The sequence below is a fragment of the Sandaracinaceae bacterium genome (genome assembly GCA_020633055.1).
In the GTDB taxonomy this organism is placed as follows: domain Bacteria; phylum Myxococcota_A; class Polyangia; order Polyangiales; family Houyiibacteriaceae; genus JADJJE01.
Genome location: JACKEJ010000004.1, coordinates 794,179 through 816,141 on the forward strand (window position 1 = coordinate 794,179; position 21,963 = coordinate 816,141).

The 21,963-nt window shown below is 72.6% G+C and carries 13 protein-coding genes; 4 read left to right on the plus strand and 9 right to left on the minus strand.

What is annotated here, in order from left to right; all coding sequences use genetic code 11:
* Position 1 precedes the first annotated feature (1 nt).
* Positions 2–757, minus strand: a complete 756-nt coding sequence (locus H6726_03205; protein ID MCB9656634.1) for a hypothetical protein — start codon at positions 755–757, stop codon at positions 2–4.
* A 70-nt stretch (positions 758–827) separates the two neighbouring features.
* Here H6726_03205 and H6726_03210 point away from each other — a divergent pair, with 70 nt between their 5' ends.
* A complete protein-coding gene (locus H6726_03210; protein ID MCB9656635.1) occupies positions 828–2,285 on the plus strand; it encodes an NAD(P)/FAD-dependent oxidoreductase in 1,458 nt (485 codons plus the stop codon).
* Between the two features lie 68 nt (positions 2,286–2,353).
* On the opposite strand, the gene H6726_03215 is transcribed toward H6726_03210, so the two are convergent.
* Entirely contained in the window at positions 2,354–3,373 is a 1,020-nt protein-coding gene (locus H6726_03215; protein MCB9656636.1) for a hypothetical protein, read from the minus strand.
* Between the two features lie 149 nt (positions 3,374–3,522).
* Between H6726_03215 and H6726_03220 the strand changes: the two genes are divergently transcribed.
* Positions 3,523–5,196, plus strand: coding sequence for a hypothetical protein (locus H6726_03220; GenBank protein MCB9656637.1), 1,674 nt, complete (start codon positions 3,523–3,525; stop codon positions 5,194–5,196).
* 10 nt (positions 5,197–5,206) lie between these two features.
* On the opposite strand, the gene H6726_03225 is transcribed toward H6726_03220, so the two are convergent.
* Entirely contained in the window at positions 5,207–6,688 is a 1,482-nt protein-coding gene (locus tag H6726_03225; GenBank protein MCB9656638.1) for a neutral/alkaline non-lysosomal ceramidase N-terminal domain-containing protein, read from the minus strand.
* 139 nt (positions 6,689–6,827) lie between these two features.
* Positions 6,828–7,646, minus strand: coding sequence for an SDR family NAD(P)-dependent oxidoreductase (locus H6726_03230; GenBank protein MCB9656639.1), 819 nt, complete (start codon positions 7,644–7,646; stop codon positions 6,828–6,830).
* Between the two features lie 81 nt (positions 7,647–7,727).
* On the opposite strand from H6726_03230, the gene H6726_03235 reads away from it, so the two are divergent.
* On the plus strand, positions 7,728–8,345 hold the full coding sequence (locus H6726_03235; protein ID MCB9656640.1) for a TetR/AcrR family transcriptional regulator: 618 nt from the start codon (positions 7,728–7,730) through the stop codon (positions 8,343–8,345).
* On the opposite strand, the gene H6726_03240 is transcribed toward H6726_03235, so the two are convergent.
* The 5 genes from H6726_03240 to H6726_03260 form a co-directional block, all read right to left on the minus strand.
* Positions 8,338–12,159 carry a protein kinase gene (locus tag H6726_03240; GenBank protein ID MCB9656641.1) on the minus strand — a complete coding sequence of 1,274 codons (3,822 nt, stop codon included), beginning with the start codon at positions 12,157–12,159 and terminating at the stop codon, positions 8,338–8,340. The genes H6726_03235 and H6726_03240 overlap by 8 nt on opposite strands.
* Positions 12,160–12,219: 60 nt before the next feature.
* A complete protein-coding gene (locus H6726_03245; GenBank protein ID MCB9656642.1) occupies positions 12,220–13,227 on the minus strand; it encodes an alpha/beta hydrolase in 1,008 nt (335 codons plus the stop codon).
* Positions 13,228–13,418: 191 nt separating this feature from the next.
* Positions 13,419–14,786 carry a discoidin domain-containing protein gene (locus H6726_03250; GenBank protein ID MCB9656643.1) on the minus strand — a complete coding sequence of 456 codons (1,368 nt, stop codon included), beginning with the start codon at positions 14,784–14,786 and terminating at the stop codon, positions 13,419–13,421.
* Between the two features lie 34 nt (positions 14,787–14,820).
* Positions 14,821–15,810 carry an NAD(P)-dependent alcohol dehydrogenase gene (locus tag H6726_03255; protein MCB9656644.1) on the minus strand — a complete coding sequence of 330 codons (990 nt, stop codon included), beginning with the start codon at positions 15,808–15,810 and terminating at the stop codon, positions 14,821–14,823.
* On the minus strand, positions 15,807–20,393 hold the full coding sequence (locus H6726_03260; protein ID MCB9656645.1) for a DEAD/DEAH box helicase: 4,587 nt from the start codon (positions 20,391–20,393) through the stop codon (positions 15,807–15,809). Before H6726_03260 ends, H6726_03255 begins: the two co-directional genes overlap by 4 nt.
* Positions 20,394–20,538: 145 nt before the next feature.
* Here H6726_03260 and H6726_03265 point away from each other — a divergent pair, with 145 nt between their 5' ends.
* Positions 20,539–21,924, plus strand: a complete 1,386-nt coding sequence (locus tag H6726_03265; GenBank protein MCB9656646.1) for a hypothetical protein — start codon at positions 20,539–20,541, stop codon at positions 21,922–21,924.
* Positions 21,925–21,963 lie beyond the last annotated feature (39 nt).

The following is a 21,963-nucleotide window of genomic DNA, read 5'->3' on the forward strand; positions in this document are numbered from 1 at the left end:
CTCACGGCCGACAGACGCGCACGGGCCACGCGTCACTCCCGGCCCGCGGGCTCACCCGGCGCGCTCGGCAGGCACGCTCGGCGAGCATCACGGGCATGGGCATCACCAGGTCCGTGTCCGAACCGCTCGAGCCCTCACCCCACGCCAGGCTCAGCCGCTCGACGCTTCCGTCCGGATGAAGCGCGTCCAGGAACCCATCCAGGCTGACGTACATGTACGGCGTGGCGAAGCCAGCGAAGAGCATGGCGCCCGTGCCGTGGAAGGGCACGTAGAGGTCCAGGGCGTCGCCCGCGCGTAGCTCGTAGAGGTCACCCTCGGCCGCGGCGTGACGCAGCGCGGCGAGCTCTTCCTCGCTCGGTGGGGCGTCGGTCAGGCGCCGCTCGTCCACCAGCAGGCGCTCGGCATCTGTCTGCGCGCCGAACTGGTTCGGGTGCACCAGCGTGGGCGCCGCGAGGTCGAGCCGCAGCGCGTGGTCGCCTTCGTTGCGGACCCGCAGGCGCACGCTCCAGCCGTCGTCGGCCTCGCGATAGAAGGCGGGGTCCGGGAGAGACAGGCTGAGGGACGCGGCCCTGGTCAGCACACGCTCGGAATCGCCAAAGTTCGCGCCTTCGCTCGGGGCTGCGCTCGTTTCGTAGCCCGTGGTGGACCCCGCTTGCCCGCGCCCCGCGCAGCCCGCGTCGGTGAGCGCCAGGAGCGACACCAGCGACACCAGCGGTAGGTGCGACACGAAGCAGCGATGACGTGCGGAGGAGTCCACCACGGCGAGCATACGCGCCCAGCTGCGGCGGCATTCCTCCGCGCCGAGCCCGCGTGGTACTCATGCCCGCATGAGTGAGAACGACCTCGACGTGCTGATCGTGGGCGCAGGCCTGTCGGGTATCAGCGCCGCGTACCACGTCCAGGCGCTCTGCCCGGGCAAGACGTTCGCGTTGCTGGAGCGACGCGAGCGCCTGGGCGGCACCTGGGATCTGTTTCGCTACCCGGGCGTGCGCTCCGACTCGGACATGTACACCCTCGGCTTCTCGTTCAGGCCCTGGACCAACCCCAAGGCCATCGCGGACGCCCCGGACATCCTCGCCTACCTGCACGAGACGGCCGACGCCTACGGGCTGCACGAGAAGATCCGCTACGGCCTGCACGTGAAGCGCGCCTCGTGGTCCAGCCGCGACGCCCGCTGGACGGTGGAGGCCGAGCGCGTGGCGACGGGGGAGGTGGTGCGCCTGCGCGTGGGCTTCCTGTTCATGTGCAGCGGCTACTACGACTACGACCGCGGCTACCAGCCCACGTTCCCGGGCATGGAAGACTTCACCGGGCGCTGGGTGCACCCGCAGTTCTGGCCGGAGGACCTCTCCTACGAAGGCAAGCGCGTGGTGGTCATCGGCAGCGGCGCCACCGCCATCACGCTGGTGCCCGCCATGGCCGAGCAGGCCGCGCACGTGACCATGCTGCAGCGCTCACCCACGTACGTGGCCAGCGCCCCGGCCGAGGACCAGATCGCCAACTGGCTGCGCGAGCACCTCCCCGGCGAGACCGCCTACCTGCTCACGCGCGCCAAGAACATCGGCTTCGGCATGGTGATGTTCGCGTTCTGCCGGCGCTTCCCCGAGCGCGCCAAGGCGTTCTTGGTGGGCGAGGTGCAGAAGGCACTGGGCCCGGACTTCGACGTGGAGAAGCACTTCACGCCCACCTACGCCCCGTGGGACCAGCGCGTGTGCCTCGCCCCCGACGGTGACTTCTTCGCCGCGCTCAACGACGGGCGCGCCGCGGTGGTCACGGAGCAGATCGAGCGCATCACGCCCCATGGCATCCAGCTGCGCACGGGCGAGACGCTCCCGGCGGACGTCATCGTGTCGGCCACCGGCCTCGAGATGCAGTTCCTGAGCGGGATGCAGCTCGAGGTGGACGGGCGCGCCGTGACGCCCGCGGAGACGCTCACCTACAAGGGCATGATGTTCAGCGGGGTGCCCAACCTGGCGCTGGCGCTGGGCTACACCAACGCGTCGTGGACGCTCAAGTGCGACCTGACGGCGGCCTACGTCTGCCGCCTGATCAACCACATGGACGCGCGCGGCTACGACACGTGCTGCCCCGAGCCCGACGGTCCGCTCGAGCCCATCCCGCTGATCGACTTCTCGTCCGGATACGTGCAGCGCGCGCTCGCCAAGCTCCCCAAGCAGGGCAGCCGCGCCCCGTGGAAGCTGTACCAGAACTACGTGCTGGACCTGCTCACCCTGCGACACGCACCGCTCGACGACGGAGCCATGCGCTTCTCGCGCGGCGCGTAGCCGACCGCATTCGGGGCCGCCGTCGAGACATCACCGCGGTCGTCCCCCGAGCGCCGACCGGCGGTGTCTCAGAGCACGTGCCGCACCAAGAACGCGCGGGACACACGGCTCGGTGCGGGCGTGGCCGCGATGTGCGCCACGCGCTCCACCTCGTCGGCGGGCAGCATGTAGAACAGCACGTCGAGCACGGGCTCGCCGCGGACCATACGCTCGGCCTCCTCCAGGGGGACCTGCTGCTCCACCTCCTGGTCCTCTTGGTGCTCGGTCCCAGGGAACGCCTCCTCCATGGCGTCCTCGGGCTCGCTGCTGGCCGAAGGGGGCGCCGCACCGAACAGCTCGCGCCACCACGCGCGCTGAAACGCGGCGCGCTCGGCCCCCGTGAGCCCTGCCTCGCGCAGCGCGACGTTGAGCGCCTCGGCGGCGTGGACCCAGGACTCACTCGGGGTCGGCAGCGGCTGCCAGGTCTGGCCCAGCGTGACCGCCGCGGCGCGCACCTCGCCATCCACCAGCGCCATGCGGAACCCGCTGATCTCGCCACGCGTCGCGTGCGCGCGTACCAGGTCGCCGCTCACGTTCACCGCGACGGGCAGCGCGATGGGGCGCGTCGCGGCGAGGCGATAGAACAGGAGCGGCATGCGCTCGCCTCCCACCTCGAGACAGGCCCCGTCGCGCGTCTCGTAGCCCGACAGCTCGCGCACCTCGCAGATTCCGTCGGGAGCCGCGCAGTCCGTGAGATAGCGGTGCTGCCCCACGCATCCCTCCGGGCTCAGCCGCGCGCTCCAGTGCAGTCCCCGCGTGGGCGGGTAGTGCTCCCGGGCCTCGAAGCCCGGACCCGGGAGGACCTCCAGCTGGATGGCGAGTGCCTCCGGCGTGTGAAAGTAGAGCACGGGCTTCTCCACCACCATCTGGACGAACTCCCGCGGCGGACCCGCGGTGACATCCGTGCCGGCCGCCGTGGCGGTGATGACGCCCCACTCGTGCACCTCGTAGGCGGGCGCGGGACCCGTGCGCGGCGAGGTCTCGGGCTCTTGTGTGCCACCGCAGCCCGCGACGAGCGCGAGCACCACCCAGGCGAGGAAGCGCTTCATCGCCGCACCATACACCGCGTGAGGCGTGCGGAGCGAGTGACACGCAGGAAGGCCACGACGACACCCGAGAAGTGGTAGCGTGCGAGGCACGCCCCACAGGGCTGCGATGGGTCCGGCGCCGTGCTGGGCCAGGTGATGGAGGAGAGTCGATGTCCACCGATCAGAGCCGTTGGCGCGTGCGCCGCTTCGACGAGGCGCACTTCGAGCACCCCACGAGCGAACCCGAGCTCGTCGCCCTCATCCTGCGCGCCCGCACCGAGCACGCCCAGCTGCGCGTGCGGGGCAGCGCGCACTCGGTCGCCGCTGCGGTGTACACGGACGCGTTCGATCCCGAGAGCGGCCCCGTGCAGCCCGGCGCGCCCGTCATCAACGTCATGCTCGACCGCTACCGTGGCCTGCACTTCCACCAGAGCGGTGGGGTGGACTTCGTCACGGTGGAGGCGGGCCGCAACCTGGGCTCGGACCCGTATGGTCCGGGCACGACGCCTGGCGACGACGAGGGCCTGGTCCACGCGCTCGCCGCTCGTGGCTTCGCGCTGCCCGTGCTGGGCGGCATCTCGCATCAGACCCTCTCGGGCTTCCTCGGCACGGGCTCGGCCGGAGCCAGCGTGCAGCACGGCTTCCACCAAGCCATCGCCAGCATCCGTGTGCTGGACGGTCTCGGCAACGCGCGCGACCTCACCCCCTCGGATCCGGACTTCGCGCACGTCGGCGTGTCCATGGGTCTGATGGGCATCGTGTCGAGCGTCACCCTACGCCTCGAGCCCGAGTACGTCATCCGCGGCTGGACGTCGGTGCAGCGCGTGGCGGACTGCGACATCGACCTCTTCGGAGACGGCGACGCCACGCGCCCGTCGCTGAAGACCTTCTTCGAGACCACGCCCTACGCGCGTCTCTTGTACTGGCCCCAGAAGGGCGTGGAGCGCGTCGAGATCTGGACCGCCGAGCGCGCCGCGAAGACGCCAGGGTGGAAGCCCAAGCCCTACAAGCAGTTCAACACCGCGCCGTTCCTGATGCAGTGGCTGGTGCGCTTCCTGTACACGCGCGTGCTGCCCCGCATCGACCTCGTGCCGGGCGACGCCGACGCCGCCATGGCCGAGGCCTGGTTGCGCGACGCGATCACGGAGGGCTTCGCGGACGCGGGGCTGGGGGCGCCCACCCTGTCGGGCCCGCTGGTGGACCCGATGATCGACGCGCTCGCAGAGACGCTGGCCGACGTGGACGACGGGGTGGACAGCGTGAAGGAGGTGCTGGTGCGCGAGATGATCCGGCTCATCATCGCGCTCAGCCCGCGCGCAGGCGGCAAGTACGAACGCAAGGCCTTCACGGACACCTGGTACGACGGACTGCCGCACGACAACCAGATGGACGATCAGCTGATGCCGGTGCTGTTCACCGAGCTGTGGGCGCCCCTGGACAAGACGCCGGTGGTGATGCGCGCGCTGCGCGACTTCTGGTCCGCGGGCGGTCTGGAGGCGACGGGCACCTTCGCCACCGAGATCTACGCGGCCCCACCAAGCCCGTTCACGCTCAGCGCAGCGCACGGCACGCCCGTGCTGCGCATCGACCCCTTCGTGTTCTGGCGCGAGGACGCCAAGCCCGAGCAGGACTTCTTCCCGGGCTACTGGGAGCTGTTGCGCGCGTTCGACGTGCGCTTCCACTGGGGCAAGACGCTCTCGGCCCCTGGCAGCACGACGGGCGTCTCGTACCGGCGAGACATGTGTGGCGTGGCGGCGTGGGACGCGTGGAAGGCGCGGCGGGCCGCGTGGGACCCGGACGGGCTGTTCGTCAACGCGTACTGGCGCGCCCACCTCGGGCTGTAGCGTAGGCGATCTACGGCAGGCTCGCGCCGGGCGGCGGCATCGGGCTGGGCGCGCCGACAGCCGCGCGCAAGAGGTCGAGGGTGGGCTCGCCGTAGAGCGTGTGAGCCCCCTCGTAGTGTTGTAGGGCGTACTCCTCGGCGGTCGTGAAGTAGCCCGCGTAGTCCCCGGAATAGCCGATCAGGCTGGCGCTGCTCACGCCGGGCCGCCCCAGCGCGTCCCCCTCCATGCGGAACCCGGCCACCGTGGTGGGCTCACCGGGGACTGTGACGAACTCGTGCGTGCCCAGCCGCAGCCGGTGCAGCGGGTGCCACGGCGACGGGTTCAGGCCGACCTTGCGCAGCATGCGCTTGAGCAGCGGCAGGACCGAGCGCTTGGGCCACTGGGTGTCCCCGGGCTTGCGGGTGCCCTCGCGCTTGCGCATGCCCTCGCGCAGGACGGCCCCCAGGAGCTCGGTGCGGCCGTCCTCGGCACCGAAGAGGATGGGGTAGCCCACGTCCCACGCGTGCGTCGCGCCTGGCGCCCACGCACCGCCCGAGACCTCGAGCGTGAGCGGGGTGGTGCTGGCCGGCAGCGCCGCGAGGATGTCGGCCACCACGTCGCCGACTGTGGCGCCCACGGTCTGCGCCAGCGGCTCGCCCTGCGCGTCCCCCTCCTCTTCGCCCGGCGGGAGCGGCGACACGTCGCCGGCGCACCCGAGCCCGAGCGCGGCGACCACACCGTTCGGGTGGCGGCTCTCCACCTTGTCGATGGCGTAGCCCGGCCAGTCCCGGTGGTAGGTCGTCTGCTTCGGGCCCAGCGCGGTGGCGTGGCACGCGTAGAACGCGAAGGCGGCCGCGTCCCCCGCGCCCGTGGGTCGCGCCGCGATGCAGGTGACGCGCGGGTCGATGGCGCGGCGGGTGCCGTGCAGCCCTGCGGTCGCGTGCTCGCCGGGCATGCCGGGGGCGCTCCAGGCGGTGGCCTCGGGGTTCGACGCGAAGGGCGCCTCGGATCGGTTGCGCGCGACCCCGTAGCAGTCGGCCCGACCCACGCCGACCACGCCAGGCCGCAGTGAGGTCCAGGCCGCGCTCACGCCGGCCGCGATGGCCGCGCCCAGCTCGTCGATCCACGCGAGGTTGGGCTCGAACACGGCGTCGGGGCGCAGGGGCTGGGCGAACACGCGATAGAACGAGTTGCCATAGAAGTGCCCCGGGGCGGTGTGGGTGTGCGTACCCGCCAGGATCAGGCGCTCGGCCGGGATGCCCGTCTTGGCCACCACCGCTTCGAACAACGCGAGGGATGGACACATGAGGTCCACGATGCACAGCGTGGCCTCCTCGCCCCCCGCGTCCTTCAACGCGAGCGTGCGCGCGTAGAGGGTCTGGCTGCCCGCGTGGCCCTTCTTCCCACCCAGCGAGTAGCCCGCCATGCCGTAGTCGTCCGGCAGGGGCAGGGGCTGCTCGCTCGTCCCGAACTCGAGCGTCCCGACGCTCGCCCACGTGATGCTCGTCGCCATGTTCTCAGTCCACCCCCGCGCCGCTCGTCTGCCGTGCGCGCGGACGCGTGTGCGCCACCAAGAGGCGCTCGACCATCGGCGCCCGCGCCCACGCAGTCCATCGCATGCGCGCTACCCTATGCGGATTCGCGCGCGTCGGTCAACGGCGCGCGTAGGCGAGCAACCCCGGGAGCGCGTCGAGGGTCGCGCCGGCCTCTGCCACGGGGGGCCACGCCGTGTCGCGCTCCACCACCCGGAACGCGGCGCTGCCCGGTGGGGACCAGCGCCCCTCGTGGGACAGCAGCCGGGAGAGCCGCGCCGCGCAGTCCGCCGGGTCCTCCCAGCGCCGCTTCACACGCTCGAGCACCCACCCCAGGAGCCCGCCTCGCGCCCCGAGCTCGGTGCGGACGACGCCGGGGTGCAGCACCAGGACGTCGAGCTCTGGGTGCAGCCGCGCCAGCTCGCGCTGGGCCACCGCGAACGCCAGCTTGGTGTCGCAGTACGTGCGGAAGCTGGAGAAGTCGCGCCCCGTGGGGGTGCGTTCGGCGTCGACCCGCCCGCGCACCATCAAGCCCGCACCGATCACCAACACCCGCGCGAGCGAAGAGGGCGGATCCAAGAGCTCGGCCTGCATCGTGAGAGGGCCCGCGCAGTTGGTCACGAAGGCCTGTTCCAGCCCGTCCTCGGTGAGCGTGCGATGGCTCGGCCACACGCCCGCGTTGTGCACCAGCAGCGCGCCCGGTCGCACCCACGTGCGCGCCGTCCTGCCGAGAGCGCGAGCCGCGTCGAGGCCACCGAGGTCCCCCACCTGGGCCTGCGCGTCCACCCCACGTGCGCGCAGCGTGCCCACGAGCGAGGCGAGTCGCTCGGCGTCACGCGCGATGAGGAGCATGCGGGGAGGGTTCTCGTCTTCCGCGAGCGCGAGGGCCAGCGCACGGCCGATACCACGTGACGCCCCCGTGAGGATCAGGTCGGTCATGGGCACACCGTAGCGCTCGTCGAACTCAATTGGAAGAATCTTCCATTTGTCTCGAACAGCGGACTCGTGCAGCCTGCGCCCGTGACGCGACGGCGAGACGGTCTTCTGCGCCGGGAGGCGCTGCTGGACGCGGCCCTGGTGTGCTGCACGCGCTCCTCGGTGCTGAGGGTGGGCATCGAGGAGATCCGCCGTGAGGCCGGCGCCAGCCCCTCGAGCGTCTACAACCTGTTCGCCGACCTGAACGCGCTGCGCCTCGCGCTCTTGCTGCGTACGTTCGAGCAGCTCTTCGCCCACCTGACCGAGCGTGTGGTCGGCACGCGTGGCGCGCGCGGAGCCGTGTTCGCGCTGGTGGAGGCGCACCTCGAGTGGGTGCTCGCCCACCCCGCGGAGGCCCGCTACATGTATCAAGCGACGGCGCTCGAGTACGAGCCGGAGGCGGCCGCGCGTCTGCAAGAGCGCAAGGCTGCGCTGCTGGCCCCGGTGGTGCACCACGTCGCGCCCTTCGTCGCCGCCGGGGACCTCCCGTCGTGGTCGGTGCTGGCGCTGGACGTGAGCATCCTCGGAGCCAGCCACGAGGCCTGCCGCCGCTACCTCGCGGGAGCCGAGCTGGACCCAGCCTGGATGCGCCGGGAGCTCCCGCAGCTGGCGTGGGCGGGCATCCTCTCCGAGCGACGGCGCGCGCGGCGGGCGGTCACGTGAGCGGGCGCAACAGCTGACCCGCGCCGAAGCCGGGCGTGACGTAGCGCGCCCAGCGCGGGGGGTCGGCGATGCCGTGGGCCGCGAGACTGTCCATGAGTGCCTTGTCGTCGGCGGCCGCACCCTCAGCGCCCAGCTCGAGCAGCGCGCGCCGGCAGAGGAGCGCGTGCGCCCCCAGCCGGGCCGCGTCGCAGGCCGCGAGCGCGCGCTCGAGCTCGGCGCGCGCCGCCTCACGCGCCCTCGAGGAACTCGCCGTGTGCGAGGCCCCCGCAGCGCGCGAGGCCCCCGAACCCGACGAGACACCCGAAGCCTCCGAGGCCAGAGACAGCGCCGCCTGCGCGACGAGCGCCAGCGCGGGCCCATCCGGGCGCTTCACCACGCGCAGCTCGTCTCGCGTACGCTCGACCCGGCGACGCAAGCGTCGGTCACCGGGGCGCGCGCACCAGGCCGCGACCTCGGCCGCCAGCCGCACGTGCAGGATGGCGGGCAGCACGACCGGCACGCGCAGCAGGTTCGCGGCGCGGATGGCCGGCCACGCGGCGTCGACCAGCGCGAGCGCGCTCTCCGGCTGCTCACCGATCAGCCGCTCCAGCACCTCGAGTCGCAGGCGGTAGAAGTCCCACATGCCGAAGTCCACCGTCCACGAGTGCATGGTGCGGCGCATGTCGTCGATGGCGCGCGCGAGCCCCTCCGCGTCACCCGCCGCGCCCAGCGTGAAGCCGACCGCGCTGGTGACCATGACGAAGGTGATCTGCTCGCCGCTGTTGGCGGTCTGCCGCAGGAACTCCTCGCTGCGGGAGCGCATCTCGCCCAGCCGCCCGCGGTACTCGAGACACGCGGTGATGGTGGTGCGCGCGACGGCCACGCTCCACGCCGTGGGCTCGGGCGCGGACGAGAGCAACAGCACGGCGCGGTCCCCATGCTCGATGGCCGCGTCCCAGGTACCCTCCAGCAGCCCCCGCTGGCACCACGCCACGTGCAGGAGGCCGCGCAGCGCGGGGGACTCGTCAGCGTCGGCGATGCGCCGCGCCAAGCCCATGAAGTCGTCCGGTCGCGACCCCATGAAGGGCGTGAAGCCCGACCCCACGAACAAGAGCCCGTTCGCGATGGCCCGCGGCGAGCCCGAGTCGAGCGCGTAGAGCAGGCTGCGCAGGATGGTGACCGTGCCCTCCACCGGCGCGATGTTGCTGAGCCCCTTGCCCACGGACCAACACAGCGCGCTCTTGAACGCCGCGTCCTCGTCGACGCGTCGGCTCCCGAGGGCCAGGTCCCCCCGCACGCGCATTCGGACTTGCGCGGTGGCCCACAGGAGCCCGCGCAGCGCGGCCCCGCTGTCCTTCGGGAAGGGCACGCCCGCGTCCGCGAAGAGGGGTCGCAGGATCTCGAACGCCTCGCGCACCGCGCCGGCAGACAAGAGGGCCTCCGCGGCCAGCCGCTGCAGCTCCATCCGCGCGCGCCGGTCGCTGACCCCGGCCGTCGCGCGCAGGTAGGCGGCCCCCGCTTCGTCGCAGCGCCCCGCCTGATGGAGCGCGTCGGCGTAGGCGCGACGCACCGCCTGGACGTCGGCCAAGTCCTCCCCGGACCAGCGCAGCGCATCCCGGTAGGAGTCGGCGGCAGATTGGTACGCCAGGCTGCCGAGCGCTTCTTCGGCCGCGCGCAGCGCGTACTGCGCGGCCTCCTGCAGCTGCCCCGCCCCATGCAGGTGGGACGCGACGAGCTGCGGCGGGACGCTCTGCTCGGCCAGCAGCTCCCTCGCCAGCGCGGCGTGGCAGTGGCGACGCTCCTCGGGCGCGAGCACCAGCAGCACCCCTTCGCGGATGCGATCGTGATACGCCACGACCCGCGCGCCCGGGCCGGCCCCGTCCACGCGCACCAGCGACTTGGCGGCCAGCGTGGCGACGGTGGCGCGCACGTCGTTCACGGCAGCGGCGCGCATGACCAGCTGCTGCTCGAGGGGCTGACCCGCGACGGACACGGTGCGCAACACGCTGCGGGCCTGGTCGGAGAGCTCCTGATACCGTGCGCGGACCACGTCCTGCACGCTGACGCGCGCCCGCGTGCGCGCTCCGTGGAGCGCCAGCTGCTCGATCAAGAACGGGTTGCCGCCAGCGTCGGCCACCAGCTCGTTGAGCTCGAGGGTGTCCACGTCGTGGCTGCAGCGACGCGCAAGCTCCACCGCGGCCGTCGCCGAGAGCGGTGCCAGGTCGATGTGCGTCTCCTGGTGGAAGTCACGCCCCGCGAGCGGGGCCAGCTGCTGCAGCAGCGCGCTGGTCTCCACCTCGTCGGAGCGGTACGCCAGCACCCAGAAGATGGGCAGCGAGAGGGGGGGCGTGAGCAGCGACGCGAGCACGTGCCCCGCGCCAGCGTCGCCCCACTGCGCGTCGTCCAGCACGAGGCACAGCGGTCGCTCGAGGTGCAGCGCCTCGAGCAGCTGGGCCAGCCCGGCATAGGCGCGCTCGCGCACGTCCACACCCCCGGATTGCGCGGGCAGGCGCGGCAGCTCGGGGAAGGCCCCGAAGATGGCCGGGAACATGCGGGCGGCGTGCGCGACGTCCTCGCCGACGAGCTGGGCCCGCGCAACGTCTGGCGTGGCGCACAAGCGCAGCACGAGCTGGTCCACCAAGTCGTCGAGGCCCTTGTAGGGGATGGCCTCGAACTCGTGGCACTTGGCGTTGAGCACCGTGGCCACGCGACCGAGGCGCGACACCGCCTCGTCGCACAGGCGCGACTTGCCCACGCCAGAGAGACCGCGCAGGTGCAGCACGCTCGGCCGGTCGGCGTCACGTGCGTGGTAGGCATCGAGGATGGCGTCCAGCTCGTCCTCGCGTCCGACGAGCGCGGCGGCCGTGGCGCTCAAGCTGGGCCCCACCCCGCCCTGCTCGGGCCGCAGGACGGCGAGCGCGGCCTCGAGCGTGGGTCGCTGGCTGGGGTCGCGCTGCATCAACCCGTAGGCCAGGTCGGCCAGCGGCAGGCAGTCCTCTGGCAGCTCCGCCATGTCGGATGGGTGCGGCAGGGGCTCGGAGCACTTGCGCATGATGACCGTCAAGGCCGAGTCGCCGGGCTTCTCGAAGGGGCGCAGGCCCACCAGCGCCTCGTAGAGCATCACGCCGAGCGCGTAGCAGTCGGAGCGTGCGTCGGTCGGGGCGCCCCGCGCCTGCTCGGGCGCCATGTAGAGCGGGGTCCCGACCACGCGCTGTCCCTCGGCCCCGCGCGTCTGCCCCCCGCGCAGCGCCGCGATGCCGAAGTCGAGCAGCACGGCGCGCCCATCCGGGGCCACCACCACGTTGCTGGGCTTGAGGTCGAGGTGGCGCACGCCGGCCGCGTGCAAGGCCGAGAGCCCCTCCACCAGCTGCGCGAAGGCGTCACACAGGACGGGCGCGCGCAGCGCCCCGGGTGGGCTGCGCTTCGCCAGGTGCTCGCCCAGGTCGACACCCGGCACGTGCTCCATGGTGAAGAACCACGTGTCCTCGGCCACGCCCAGCTCGTACAGCTTCACCAGGTTGGGGTGCGCCAGCGCGGCCGTGTAGCGGAACTCGCTCTTGAAACGCATGAGCGCCATCGGGTCCGCCGAGCGCAGCGTCTTGAGCGCGACGGCGCGCGAGCCCTCCGGCTCGTGGGGGTCCGTCGCCAGGTACACGACGCCCATGCCCCCTGCCCCCAGCATTTGCTCCACACGGAAGCGCCCCAGGTGGGAGGGCATGCCCGCGGTAGACGGACGGATGGGGTCCGCGCGGGTCACGAGGCCATCGCTCGTCACCACAGCGCCGTCCGGGTGCGTGCGCACGCCCGAACCCCAATCCGGTGGGTCCAACGACATGGCCTGGTGTACCACTTACGCGACGTCAGCCGGCGGCGAAAGCGCGGACCTTGGGCCATCTCAGGCGAGCGACGGGTGGGCTCGGTCGCGCTCTGCCCCGGCGACCCCAGGCGCCGTGACCACCCCACGGCGCAGCAGCACGCGCCACTCGTCGGCGCTGTGTACACAGGGGCTCGTGCCGTCGTAGAACGCGCGGAACAGCGCGAGGAAGCGAGCGGGGTCGTCCTGGTGGGGGAAGTGCCCAGCCCCGTCGAAGACCTCGAGGCGGCTCGACGGCATCGCGGCGTGGATGCGCGCGGCGTGCTTGACCGGAATGACGCCATCGCGCGAGCCCCACACCACCAGCGTGGGCATGTCCTTGGCCAAGTAGCAGCGGTCCAGCATGGTGATGGCCTGCCCGCGCCAGTCCACGGCGCCCCGCAGCGTGCGCACGAAGGCGCGCCGGGATGCGGTATTGGGCAGCGCCTCGAAGATGCGCATCAGCTGCCTCGAGTCGCGGCCGATGTCGGTGTCCAGCAGGCGCAGGGCGGTGAACACGCCACGCCCCAGCAGCCTGGCACCAGGGGCCTGCAGCAGGGGTAGCACCAGGTCCGCGTTGGGCGCGGCCACGAACCGGAGCACGGGGTGGACCTCGTGGCTCACCCCTCCGGTGCCGACCAGCACGAGGCGCTCGCAGCGCTCCGGGTACTGATAGGCGAACTGCATGGCCACGCCGCCGCCCAGTGAGTGTCCGAGCACCGTCACGCGGTCCACGTCGAGCACGCTCAACAGGTCGCGCATGGCGTTGGCGTAGGCACCGATGGAATAGTCGGCGCGCGGCTTGTCGGACGCACCGTGCCCCAGCAGGTCGGGGGCGATGACGGTGAAGTCCTTGGCGAGCGCGGGGATGACGTCGGCCCAGCTGTCGGCGTCGTCGCCGATGCCGTGGATCAGCAGCAGAGCGGGCCCGCTGCCAGCCCGGATGAACGCGCGTTGATAGCCATGGATGGTCCGAAAGCTGCGCGTCAGAGCGGTCACGGTCTTGGCAGGGTATCGAGCGCCGCGCGTGGGCGCCCCCTCCGCGTGCATGGACGAGTCGAAGTTGCGACCGGGAAATGACCGTGAAACCAGGTGGAAACGCGCCACCGCCGGCCGTCGCGTCGGGGGGCGCGGCAGCTCCTCGGGTGACGCCCGGCTGGGAGACCGCCGCGCGCCGCGCCCGGCCGCTGGGAGACCGCCGCGCGCCGCGCAGGCCGAGCGACGTCGCGGCGACCCAGTCGTCAGGGAATGAGCGCGACAGCGTCGATCTCGTTCCAGCCCGTCACCGCGTTCGTGTCGAGGTACAGGCGTACGGTGTGGATCGAGCGCGGCTCGGGCAGGCGCACCTCGACAGCCGCAGCGCCAGTCACCCCTCGCGTGGGCTCGATGCCGGAGAACAAGGTCACGACCTGCGCCGGATCGCTCACGTCGTCCACGCGCACCACGGCGCCGGGGTTGTAGGTCTCGAGCCAGAACACGGCGGTGGTGAGCACGGGCTCCGCATAACGCAGCGTGATGTGTTGGATGCCGCCGTCCGCGAGGCGCGTGGCCCACGCGTTCGGGAGGTCGCCCGCGGTCGGATACACGTCGGGGGCGCCCGTCGCGCGCTGGGCGGAGTTGCCGTCGCTGGTGTACTCGGAGGAGAAGTCGACCACGGAGGAGGCCCAGCGGGGGCCACGGCGCTGGATCTCGGACAGCGGCTCGGTGCCCATGAGGATGGTGGTGCCCGGCAGCGTCGACGTCGGTACCGCGTACTGCTGACTCGACTCACCGCTCCCGTTGCAGCCGCGCACCGCCACCACCACGCCCACGACGAGGCCGACGATGACCAGCGCGAAGGCCCACATGGCGCCGCCGACCGAGAGCTCCTTCGTGGGTGGCGGGATGTACGGACGCTGCTCGAGGGGCAGGGGGTCGCGCGCGAGGAGCGCCACGGTGTCGATCTCGGTGTAGCCGCTGGTGTTGGTGAGGTACACGCGCAGCTTGCGCACGACGCGCGGCGCGTCGAAGGTCACGTCCAGTGCACATGACTCGCTCTTCGGGCTGACCTCGCCGTAGTACACCAGCTCCTCCCCGTCGGTCTGGTCCACTACGGCATAGACGCGGCCGCTGTTGTAGGTCTCGTACACGCGCAGGCCCGTGACGGGCTGGGTGCTGTCGTACTCCACGCACACCCACTCCACGCGGCTGTTGCTGGAGGACGGCGCCCACGCTCCGCCGATGTCGCCGTAGCGAGGGAAGACCTTGGGGGGCCCGACCATGGCCGAGGGCGACCACGAGCCGCCGTACGTCGTGGAGGCCGTCGCGTGCTTGGGCCAGATGGCGCGCTCGACCGGGCACAGCACCTCGCGGCTGCCGTCGCGCGTCGTGAGGCGCCTCCCTCGGCCCTTGGCGGGGCGCGCCGTGGGGCCCTCCATCATGCGAGCGTGCAGGTCCGAGTCACGGCTCGCCGCCGGCTGCTCGCGCCCTACCCCGGGCATGTTCATGACCGTCTGCGTCAGGTAGGTGGCCTGCGCGCAATACTCGCACTGGACCACGTTCTGACCCGGGACGGGCGACAGGTTGGCGCCGCAGTTGCCGCAGCGCAGCACGGTGGACTCGGATGGCATCGTATGCGCGATACTACGCGAGTCGCGGCGCGGATCATCCGTCCACGTGCAGCACGACCTTGCCGCGAGCCCGCTTGGTCTCGAGGTAGCGGTGGGCCTCGGCCGCGTCGTCGAGCGCGAACGAGCGGTCGACCACGACCCGGAGGGTGCCGTCGTCGATGTGGGCGCGCAGCCACTCGAGCTGGGCGCGGTGGGAGCGCACCACCACCAGGCGCGCGCGCTGGGCGCTGAGCACGGTCCGCGCGATGTCACGCACGATGCGCCCGCTGGGGATGGTCTGCACGTAGGTGCCGCCGGGCGTGAGCAGCGGCCGCAGCGTGTCGAAGCGGTAGTTGCCGAACACGTCGAACACGCAGTCGAAGCGGGTGGCCAGCTCGGGCAGCGGGGTGGTCGCGTAGTCCACCACGTGGTCGGCGCCCAGGCTGCGCACCAGCTCGGCGTTGCGCGCGCTGCAGGCCGCGGTCACCTCGGCGCCCAGCAGCTTGGCGATCTGCACCGCGAACACGCCCACCCCGCCGGACGCGCCGTTGACGAGCACGTGATGCCCGGGCGCCACGCGCCCCTCGTCGCGCAGGCCTTGGAGCGCGGTCTGGGCCGCGAGAGGCACCGCGGCGGCGGTGCGCAGGTCCACGCTGGCGGGCGCGGTAGCCAGCGACTGAGCGTCCACGGCGGCGTACTCGGCGTAGGCGCGGCCCGCGAAGTCGTTGATCATCCCGAACACGGACGTGCCCACCGGCAGGTCGGCGCCGGGCCCGGCCTCGACCACCTCGCCCGCGATGTCGTGGCCCACCAGAAGCGGGAAGCGCTTGCCCGTCACCACCTGGAACTTGCCCTTGCGCACGATGACGTCCTTGGGGTTCACGCCGATGAAGCGCGTGCGCACCAGCACCTGACCGCGCGTGGGCACGGGGCGCGGGACCACCGCGGGGCGCAGCACCTCCGGCGGGCCGTAGCGGTCGACGAGCACGGCCCGCATGGTGGCCGTGGGGTGGAGATGCCTGCCGTACTGAGGGAGCGCGCTCATGGTGGGTGGTTCGTACCCGCGGACCCCGGGTCTGTCGATGCGCGGCGGAAGACCCCCCGCGCCGAGGCACGGTAGCCTGCGGCCTCGAGCCAGGGGGCCAGCGCGGACTCGCGCGGGTGCGCGCCATCCACCGCTTCGAGGTGTGTGGCGTCGGGACAGGTGGCGAGGGCGGCGACCAGGACGGCGGCCCCGCGCGCGCGCTGCGGCTCGGTGTCGGGCAACACGGTGACGAGGTTCTTGCCGCTGGGCCCACGGTACGCGGTGAGCGCGCCGTCCACCAACCACACGCGGGCGCCTGCGGTCCGCGCGAAGCGGCCCGGCCCCACCGGCCAGGGCAGCACCGCACCGTAGGGCTGCGCGGGGTCGGTGGCGGCCAGCTGCAGCACCTCGGCAGGCGCCTCGGCGGCCCGGGTGCGCAGCTGTCGCAGGCGCTCGGCCGCGCCCGGCCAGGCGAATTGCAGCCCGCCGAGGCCGTCCACGAAGTAGCCACGCCGCACGCGCCCCGTGGTCTCGAGCGCCTCCAGCACCGGGTACGCGCCGGCGAACCCGCCCTGCCAGGACTCACTGGTGAGGCTCTCGCGCAAGACCACGCCATGACGCAGCAACAGGCGGGTGACGCGCGCCTCGGCCCGCTCGGTGGGGGTCACGGGGGTATCCAACGTGAATCCTGGCGGAAAGAGCAGCGACCAGCGACCCTCCCCGCCAGGCGGGGCGTGCCGGGTGGCGCGCGCCCGGTTGGCGACGCCCCGCAGCCGCGCAGGCCCGCGGCTGTCGCGCGCGTCGCTGCCCATGCGCCGGAGGGGCAGAAACGTATCGTTCGTGACTACGCCGTCCGCCATCAGGCCCCACAGCGTGGCCAGCACGTCGGCGGGGAACCCCCGCGTCTCGCTCAGGAGCTCGTGGAAGAACAGCGCACCGCGCTCGGCCAGCGTGCGCAGCACTCGTGCGGCCAGGCTCTCCGTGGGCGCCTCGTCCGGACCACCCGGCACCCGCGTCGCGGACGGCGTGCATGGAGGCTCCACCAGCGTGTCGACGTGCTCGGCCAGGTAGAGGGCCACGCGCAGATCGCGAGCGCCCAGCGCGCCCTGGCCTTGGAACACCACATCGCCCGCCGAGAGCAGCGCGTCCAGGTCGCGCGGATCGAAGCCCGGCAACCGCGCGGGCAGCACGCTCCGCTCGAGGTCCGAGGCGGGCAGCGGGTAGCCCTCCAGCTGCGCGATGACGTCCAGCAGCGCCTCGGGACCGCGCCGCGCGGCGCCCACGCCGTGCCACGCGGGCAGGAAGCGCCCGAGCGTCTCCGCCGGGACGGCCTCCACCTCGCGTCGGTGCTTGGCCAGCGAAGCGCGGCGCAGGCGCTTGAGCACCTGCTCGTCGCAATACTCGTGACCCTCGCCGCTGGGCAGGAAGGCCCCCTCCGAGAGCCGCCCGGCCTTGACCAGGGCACGCAGCGCGAGCTCGGTGGCCGCCACGGTGAGGTGCAGGGCGCGCTGCGCGTCGGCGGCGCGAAACGGCCCGTGGGTGCGCGCGTAGCGGCCCACCAGGTCACCCAGAGGGTCCGCGACGGGGGCCAGGAAGGCCTCGGGGAGCCCCGCGGGCAACGCCACGCCGAGCGCGTCGCGGTAGCGCGCCGCGTCCTCTGCCGCGATGAGGTGGGGCTCGCCGCCCAGCGCGATCTCCACGACACGCGTCCGGACTCGGAGGGTGTTCAGCACGGCCTCGAGAGGCTCGTCGCCCTGGTAGCGCCGGGCGAGCTCCGCCGGGGTGAGCGCACCGAGGTCGCGTAGGAGGTCGTGCACGCCGTCGGCCGAGCGCGCCCGCCGCGTGTCCAGGTGCTGCAGGCTGTACGTCACGTCCTCGATGGCGGCAGGGTCGAGCAGCTTGCGCAGGTCGGGCTCGCCCAGCAGCGCCCGCAGCTGAGCGTGGTCCAGGGTGAGCGCGCGGGCCTGGCGCTCCGCCACGGGCGCGTCGTCGTCGTAGAGGTAGTTGCCTACCCAGCTGAAGAGCAGCGAGCGCGCGAAGGGCGAAGGACGCACGCTGTCCACCACGCTCAGGGTCACCTCGCGCTGCTCGAGCCGCCGCAGCAGGGTGGCCAGGCCCGGCAAGTCGAACACGTCGCGCAGGCACTCGCGGTAGGTCTCCAGCACGATGGGGAAGTCGCCGAAGTCCCCGGCCACCCCGAGCAGGTCGGCCGAGCGCCGCCGGTTGAGCCAGAGCGGCACGCGCTGTCCAGGGCGCCGCTTGGGCAGCAGCAGCGCGCGGCCCGCGTTCTCGCGAAAGTGCGCCGCGAAGAGGGCCGTGTCGGCCAGGGCGCCCGAGACCTCGTCTTCGATACCCTCCGACTCGGGCAGGAACAGGCTCGGATCCGGCGCCTGGGCCAGCTCGGGCAGCCGGAAGACCATGCCCTCGTCGTGCCACATGACGTCCAGCGTGGTGCCGTAGGCCGCTTCGAGGCGGCGCTTGACCGCCACGGCCCAGGGCGCGTGCACCCGCCCGCCGAAGGGCGAGAGGATGGCCACGCAGCGGTCGCCGACCGCGTCCGCGAAGCGCTCCAGCACGATGACCCGGTCACTGGGCACCACCCCCGTTGCCTCGCGCTGCTCGTCGACGTAGCGCAGCAGCTCGTGGGCGGCGTGCTCGTCGAGGGCGTGGGTATCACGAAGCACACCCAGTGCTTCGGGAGCAGCCGTGCGCGCCAGCCGCTCGCTGAGCGCCCCGATGACCTCCCCGAACTCGAGCGGACGAGACGGGCGCTCCCCTTTCCAGAACGGCATGCGGCCCGCTTCGCCCGGGGCCGGGCTGACGAGCACGCGGTCGTGCGTGATCTCCTCGACCCGCCAGGACGTGGCCCCCAGCTGGAACACGTCGCCCGCCTGCGACTCGAAGACCATCTCCTCGTCCAGCTCGCCCAGGCGCGTGGGCTTCTCGGCGCCGGCCAGATAGACCCCATACAGCCCCCGGTCCGGGATGGTGCCGCCGTTGACCACCGCCAGCAGCTTGGCGCCACGCCGGGCCTCGAGCGCGCCGGTGGTGCGGTCCCAAGTGATGCGTGGACGCAGCTCCGCGAAGCGGTCCGAGGGATAGCGGCCGCTGAGCATGTCCAGCACCCCATCGAACACGGGTCGTGGCAGCTCCGCGAAGGGGGCGGCCCCCAGCACGCGCGCGTAGAGCGTGTCTGCGCGGCTGGGCTCGGTGGCGAGCATGGCCACGAGCTGCTGCGCCAGCACGTCCAGCGGGTTGACGAGGTAGCGCGTCTCCTCCACGTGCCCGGCGTGCACGTGCTGCACGAGCGCAGCGCAGGCCAGCAGGTCGCTGCGGTGGGTGGGGAAGAGCACACCCTTGGACACGGCGCCCACCTGGTGCCCCGCGCGCCCGATGCGCTGGATGCCCGCCGCGACCGACGGCGGGGCCTCCACCTGCACCACCAGGTCGACCGCGCCCATGTCGATGCCCAGCTCCAGCGAGGAGGTGGCCACCACGGCGGGCAGTGTGCCGTTCTTGAGACGCTCCTCGAGGGCCGCGCGGGCTTCCTTGCTGATACTCCCGTGGTGCGCGCGGGCCACCTCCTCCCCCGCCAGCTCGTTGAGCGCTTGGGCCAAGCGCTCGGCGAGCCGGCGGCTGTTCACGAACACCAAGGTGGTGTGATGCGCCCGGACCAGCGCCAGCAGGCGCGCGTGCAGGCTGGGCCAGATGCTGGGGGCGGCGGGACCGCCGGCGGTGTCTCCCGGGGGCCCCTCCTCGGCCGGGAGCTCCGGGGGCAGCTCCACCTGCAGCGCGAAGCGCTTGGTGCGGCCTGCGTCCACCACCTGCACGGGACGCGGCGACACGCCTGGGGACTGGGTGTCCGTCGGCGCGCCGCGGACGGCCCCGAAGCCACCCAGGAACGTGGCCACCTCCGACAGAGGCCGCTGCGTGGCGCTGAGCCCGATGCGCTGCAGCGGCGGGGGCGCGGGCTGCGCGGCCTGCCGAAGCGCCTCCAGCCGCTCGAGGCTGAGAGCCAGGTGCGCGCCTCGCTTGGTGCCCACCACGGCGTGGATCTCGTCGACGATGACGACCTCCACGTGGGCCAGGCCAGCACGCGCTTGGCTGGTGAGCAGCAGGTAGAGCGACTCGGGCGTGGTGATGAGGATGTCGGGGGGGCGCCGACCCAGCTGCGCGCGCACCTTCTGTGGGGTGTCCCCCGAGCGCACGCCCACGCTGGGCACGTGGTGGGGCACGCCATCGCGGGCGGCCTGCGCGGCGAGCCCAGCGAGGGGCGCGCGCAGGTTGCGCTCCACGTCCACCCCCAGGGCCTTGAGGGGCGAGAGGTAGACCACGCGCGTGCCGCCGTGCGTGGCACGGTCCCCGAACATCAGCCGGTCGAGCGCGACGAGGAAGGCCGAGAGGGTCTTGCCCGAGCCGGTGGGCGCGAGCAGCAGCGTGGACGCGCCGCTGGCGATGACCGGCCACGCCGCCGCCTGCGCGTGCGTGGGCGCGGGGAAGGCGCTGGCGAACCAGCGGCGCGTGCAGGGGTGGGCCGCCGCGAGCGGGTCGGGAAGGAGATCCACGGCAGCTCTCGTTCTACGGGCTGGGTGTGACAGTGTCATGGGGTCTCGTCCCGTCGGGCACCCGATCAACCCCAAGGGCCATGCTCGGGTCGCTCCGAGGCGGCCCCCACGGACATGTGCGCCAAAGTGCGCCAGGGTACGCCTTGTGCGTGCTCGAGGCCCCTCGACGTGCTAGCCAGGCGGCGTGAACCAGTGGATGCGGGTTGGGTTCGTCGCCCTGTGCGGCGTGTTTGGGGCGGGTTGCTTGACCGAGACGGTCTACGTCTGTCCGCCAGGCAGCGAGGTCACGGCATCGCAGCGCTGCGGCGCGGCGTGCGCCAGCGGCGAGCTCGACGCCGAGGTCTGTGCGCAGGTTCGGCAGGCGTGTGCGGACGGCCGGCTCGGCGCGCAGGACTGCGTGGGCTTGGACGTGGACATGGGCGTGCTCGACCTGGGCATGGACGCCGCGCCCCCGGACATGGGCGACGACCTGGGGCCCGACCTCGGACCAGACCTCGGCGTCTGTGGCGCCTGCGGCAACGGCACCGTCTGCGACCCGGACTCCATGACGTGCGTCCAGTGCGTCACCGCCGCCGACTGCACCGGCCCGCTGGGCCAGTGCAACGCCATGCACCAGTGCGTCGCGTGCCTCACCGAGGCGCACTGCGACGGCAGCACCCCCTACTGTGTCGCCGAGACCTGCGCTGCCTGCCGCAACAACGGCGACTGCCCCCTCACGGACCCGGTCTGCGACACCGTCGACCACACCTGCGGCTCGTGCCAGCAGCGCAGCGACTGCAACGACCGCAGCGCCACCCCCGCCTGCAACACAAGCACCGGCGACTGCACCCTGTGCGACATCGACAGCGAGAGCGCCGACTGCCCCGGTCAGCGCTGCTTCAACCAGACCTCGTGCACCGAGTGCCGGCCCGGGACCGCCAGCGTGGACTGCACCATGCCGTCCAAGCCCCAGTGCAACACCATCGGTGAGTGCGCCGCCTGCACCATGGACGATCACTGCAGCCACATCAGCGGCCGCCCCCGCTGCGTCAGCGGCACCTGCGTTGCGTGCATGCCGGCCACAGAGGCTACGGACTGCTCCGGAAACACGTGCCACCCCGCCACGTTCACGTGCACCGGCACGCCACGCTTCTCCCGTACCGTGTGCGAGTCGTGCGTGTCGGACACGGAGTGCATCCAGGGCGGCCCGGGCAACACGTTCCGGTGCGTCCCGATGAACTTCCAGGGCACTGGGCTGGGCGGGTTCTGCCTCCGCGTCGCGAATGTCCCGCCACCGACAGGATGTACCCGCCCGTTCACCACGCTGATCACAGCGGTGAGTCTCTCGGGATTCGCGTCCGCCGGCTACTGTGGGATCGACCAGACCGCGACCAGTTGCCCCGCAGTCCGCGCCTTGCTTGACGGCTTCTCGTGCCCAAGTGGCAGCGCAGGAGAGTGCATGGCTGATGGCGCGCTGTGCGACACGGTGAGCGCCGAGGACAACCGGTGCACCTACGCATGCGGAACCCCGAGCGATTGTCCCGCGGTCGGCAGCGCCAGCACCTGCGCCGGGGGCTACTGCGGCTCCTGAGCAACGCCATGGGGAACGCAGCGAACACAGGCGCGGCAC

Bases quoted from the DNA above. Each gene is read 5' to 3' on its own strand.
- H6726_03210 (MCB9656635.1), top strand. From the start codon at position 828: ATGAGTGAGAACGACCTCGACGTGCTGATCGTGGGCGCAGGCCTGTCG.
- H6726_03215 (MCB9656636.1), bottom strand. From the start codon at position 3,373: ATGAAGCGCTTCCTCGCCTGGGTGGTGCTCGCGCTCGTCGCGGGCTGC.
- H6726_03220 (MCB9656637.1), top strand. From the start codon at position 3,523: ATGTCCACCGATCAGAGCCGTTGGCGCGTGCGCCGCTTCGACGAGGCG.
- H6726_03225 (MCB9656638.1), bottom strand. From the start codon at position 6,688: ATGGCGACGAGCATCACGTGGGCGAGCGTCGGGACGCTCGAGTTCGGG.
- H6726_03230 (MCB9656639.1), bottom strand. From the start codon at position 7,646: ATGACCGACCTGATCCTCACGGGGGCGTCACGTGGTATCGGCCGTGCG.
- H6726_03240 (MCB9656641.1), bottom strand. From the start codon at position 12,159: ATGTCGTTGGACCCACCGGATTGGGGTTCGGGCGTGCGCACGCACCCG.
- H6726_03245 (MCB9656642.1), bottom strand. From the start codon at position 13,227: ATGCACGCGGAGGGGGCGCCCACGCGCGGCGCTCGATACCCTGCCAAG.
- H6726_03250 (MCB9656643.1), bottom strand. From the start codon at position 14,786: ATGCCATCCGAGTCCACCGTGCTGCGCTGCGGCAACTGCGGCGCCAAC.
- H6726_03255 (MCB9656644.1), bottom strand. From the start codon at position 15,810: ATGAGCGCGCTCCCTCAGTACGGCAGGCATCTCCACCCCACGGCCACC.
- H6726_03260 (MCB9656645.1), bottom strand. From the start codon at position 20,393: ATGACACTGTCACACCCAGCCCGTAGAACGAGAGCTGCCGTGGATCTC.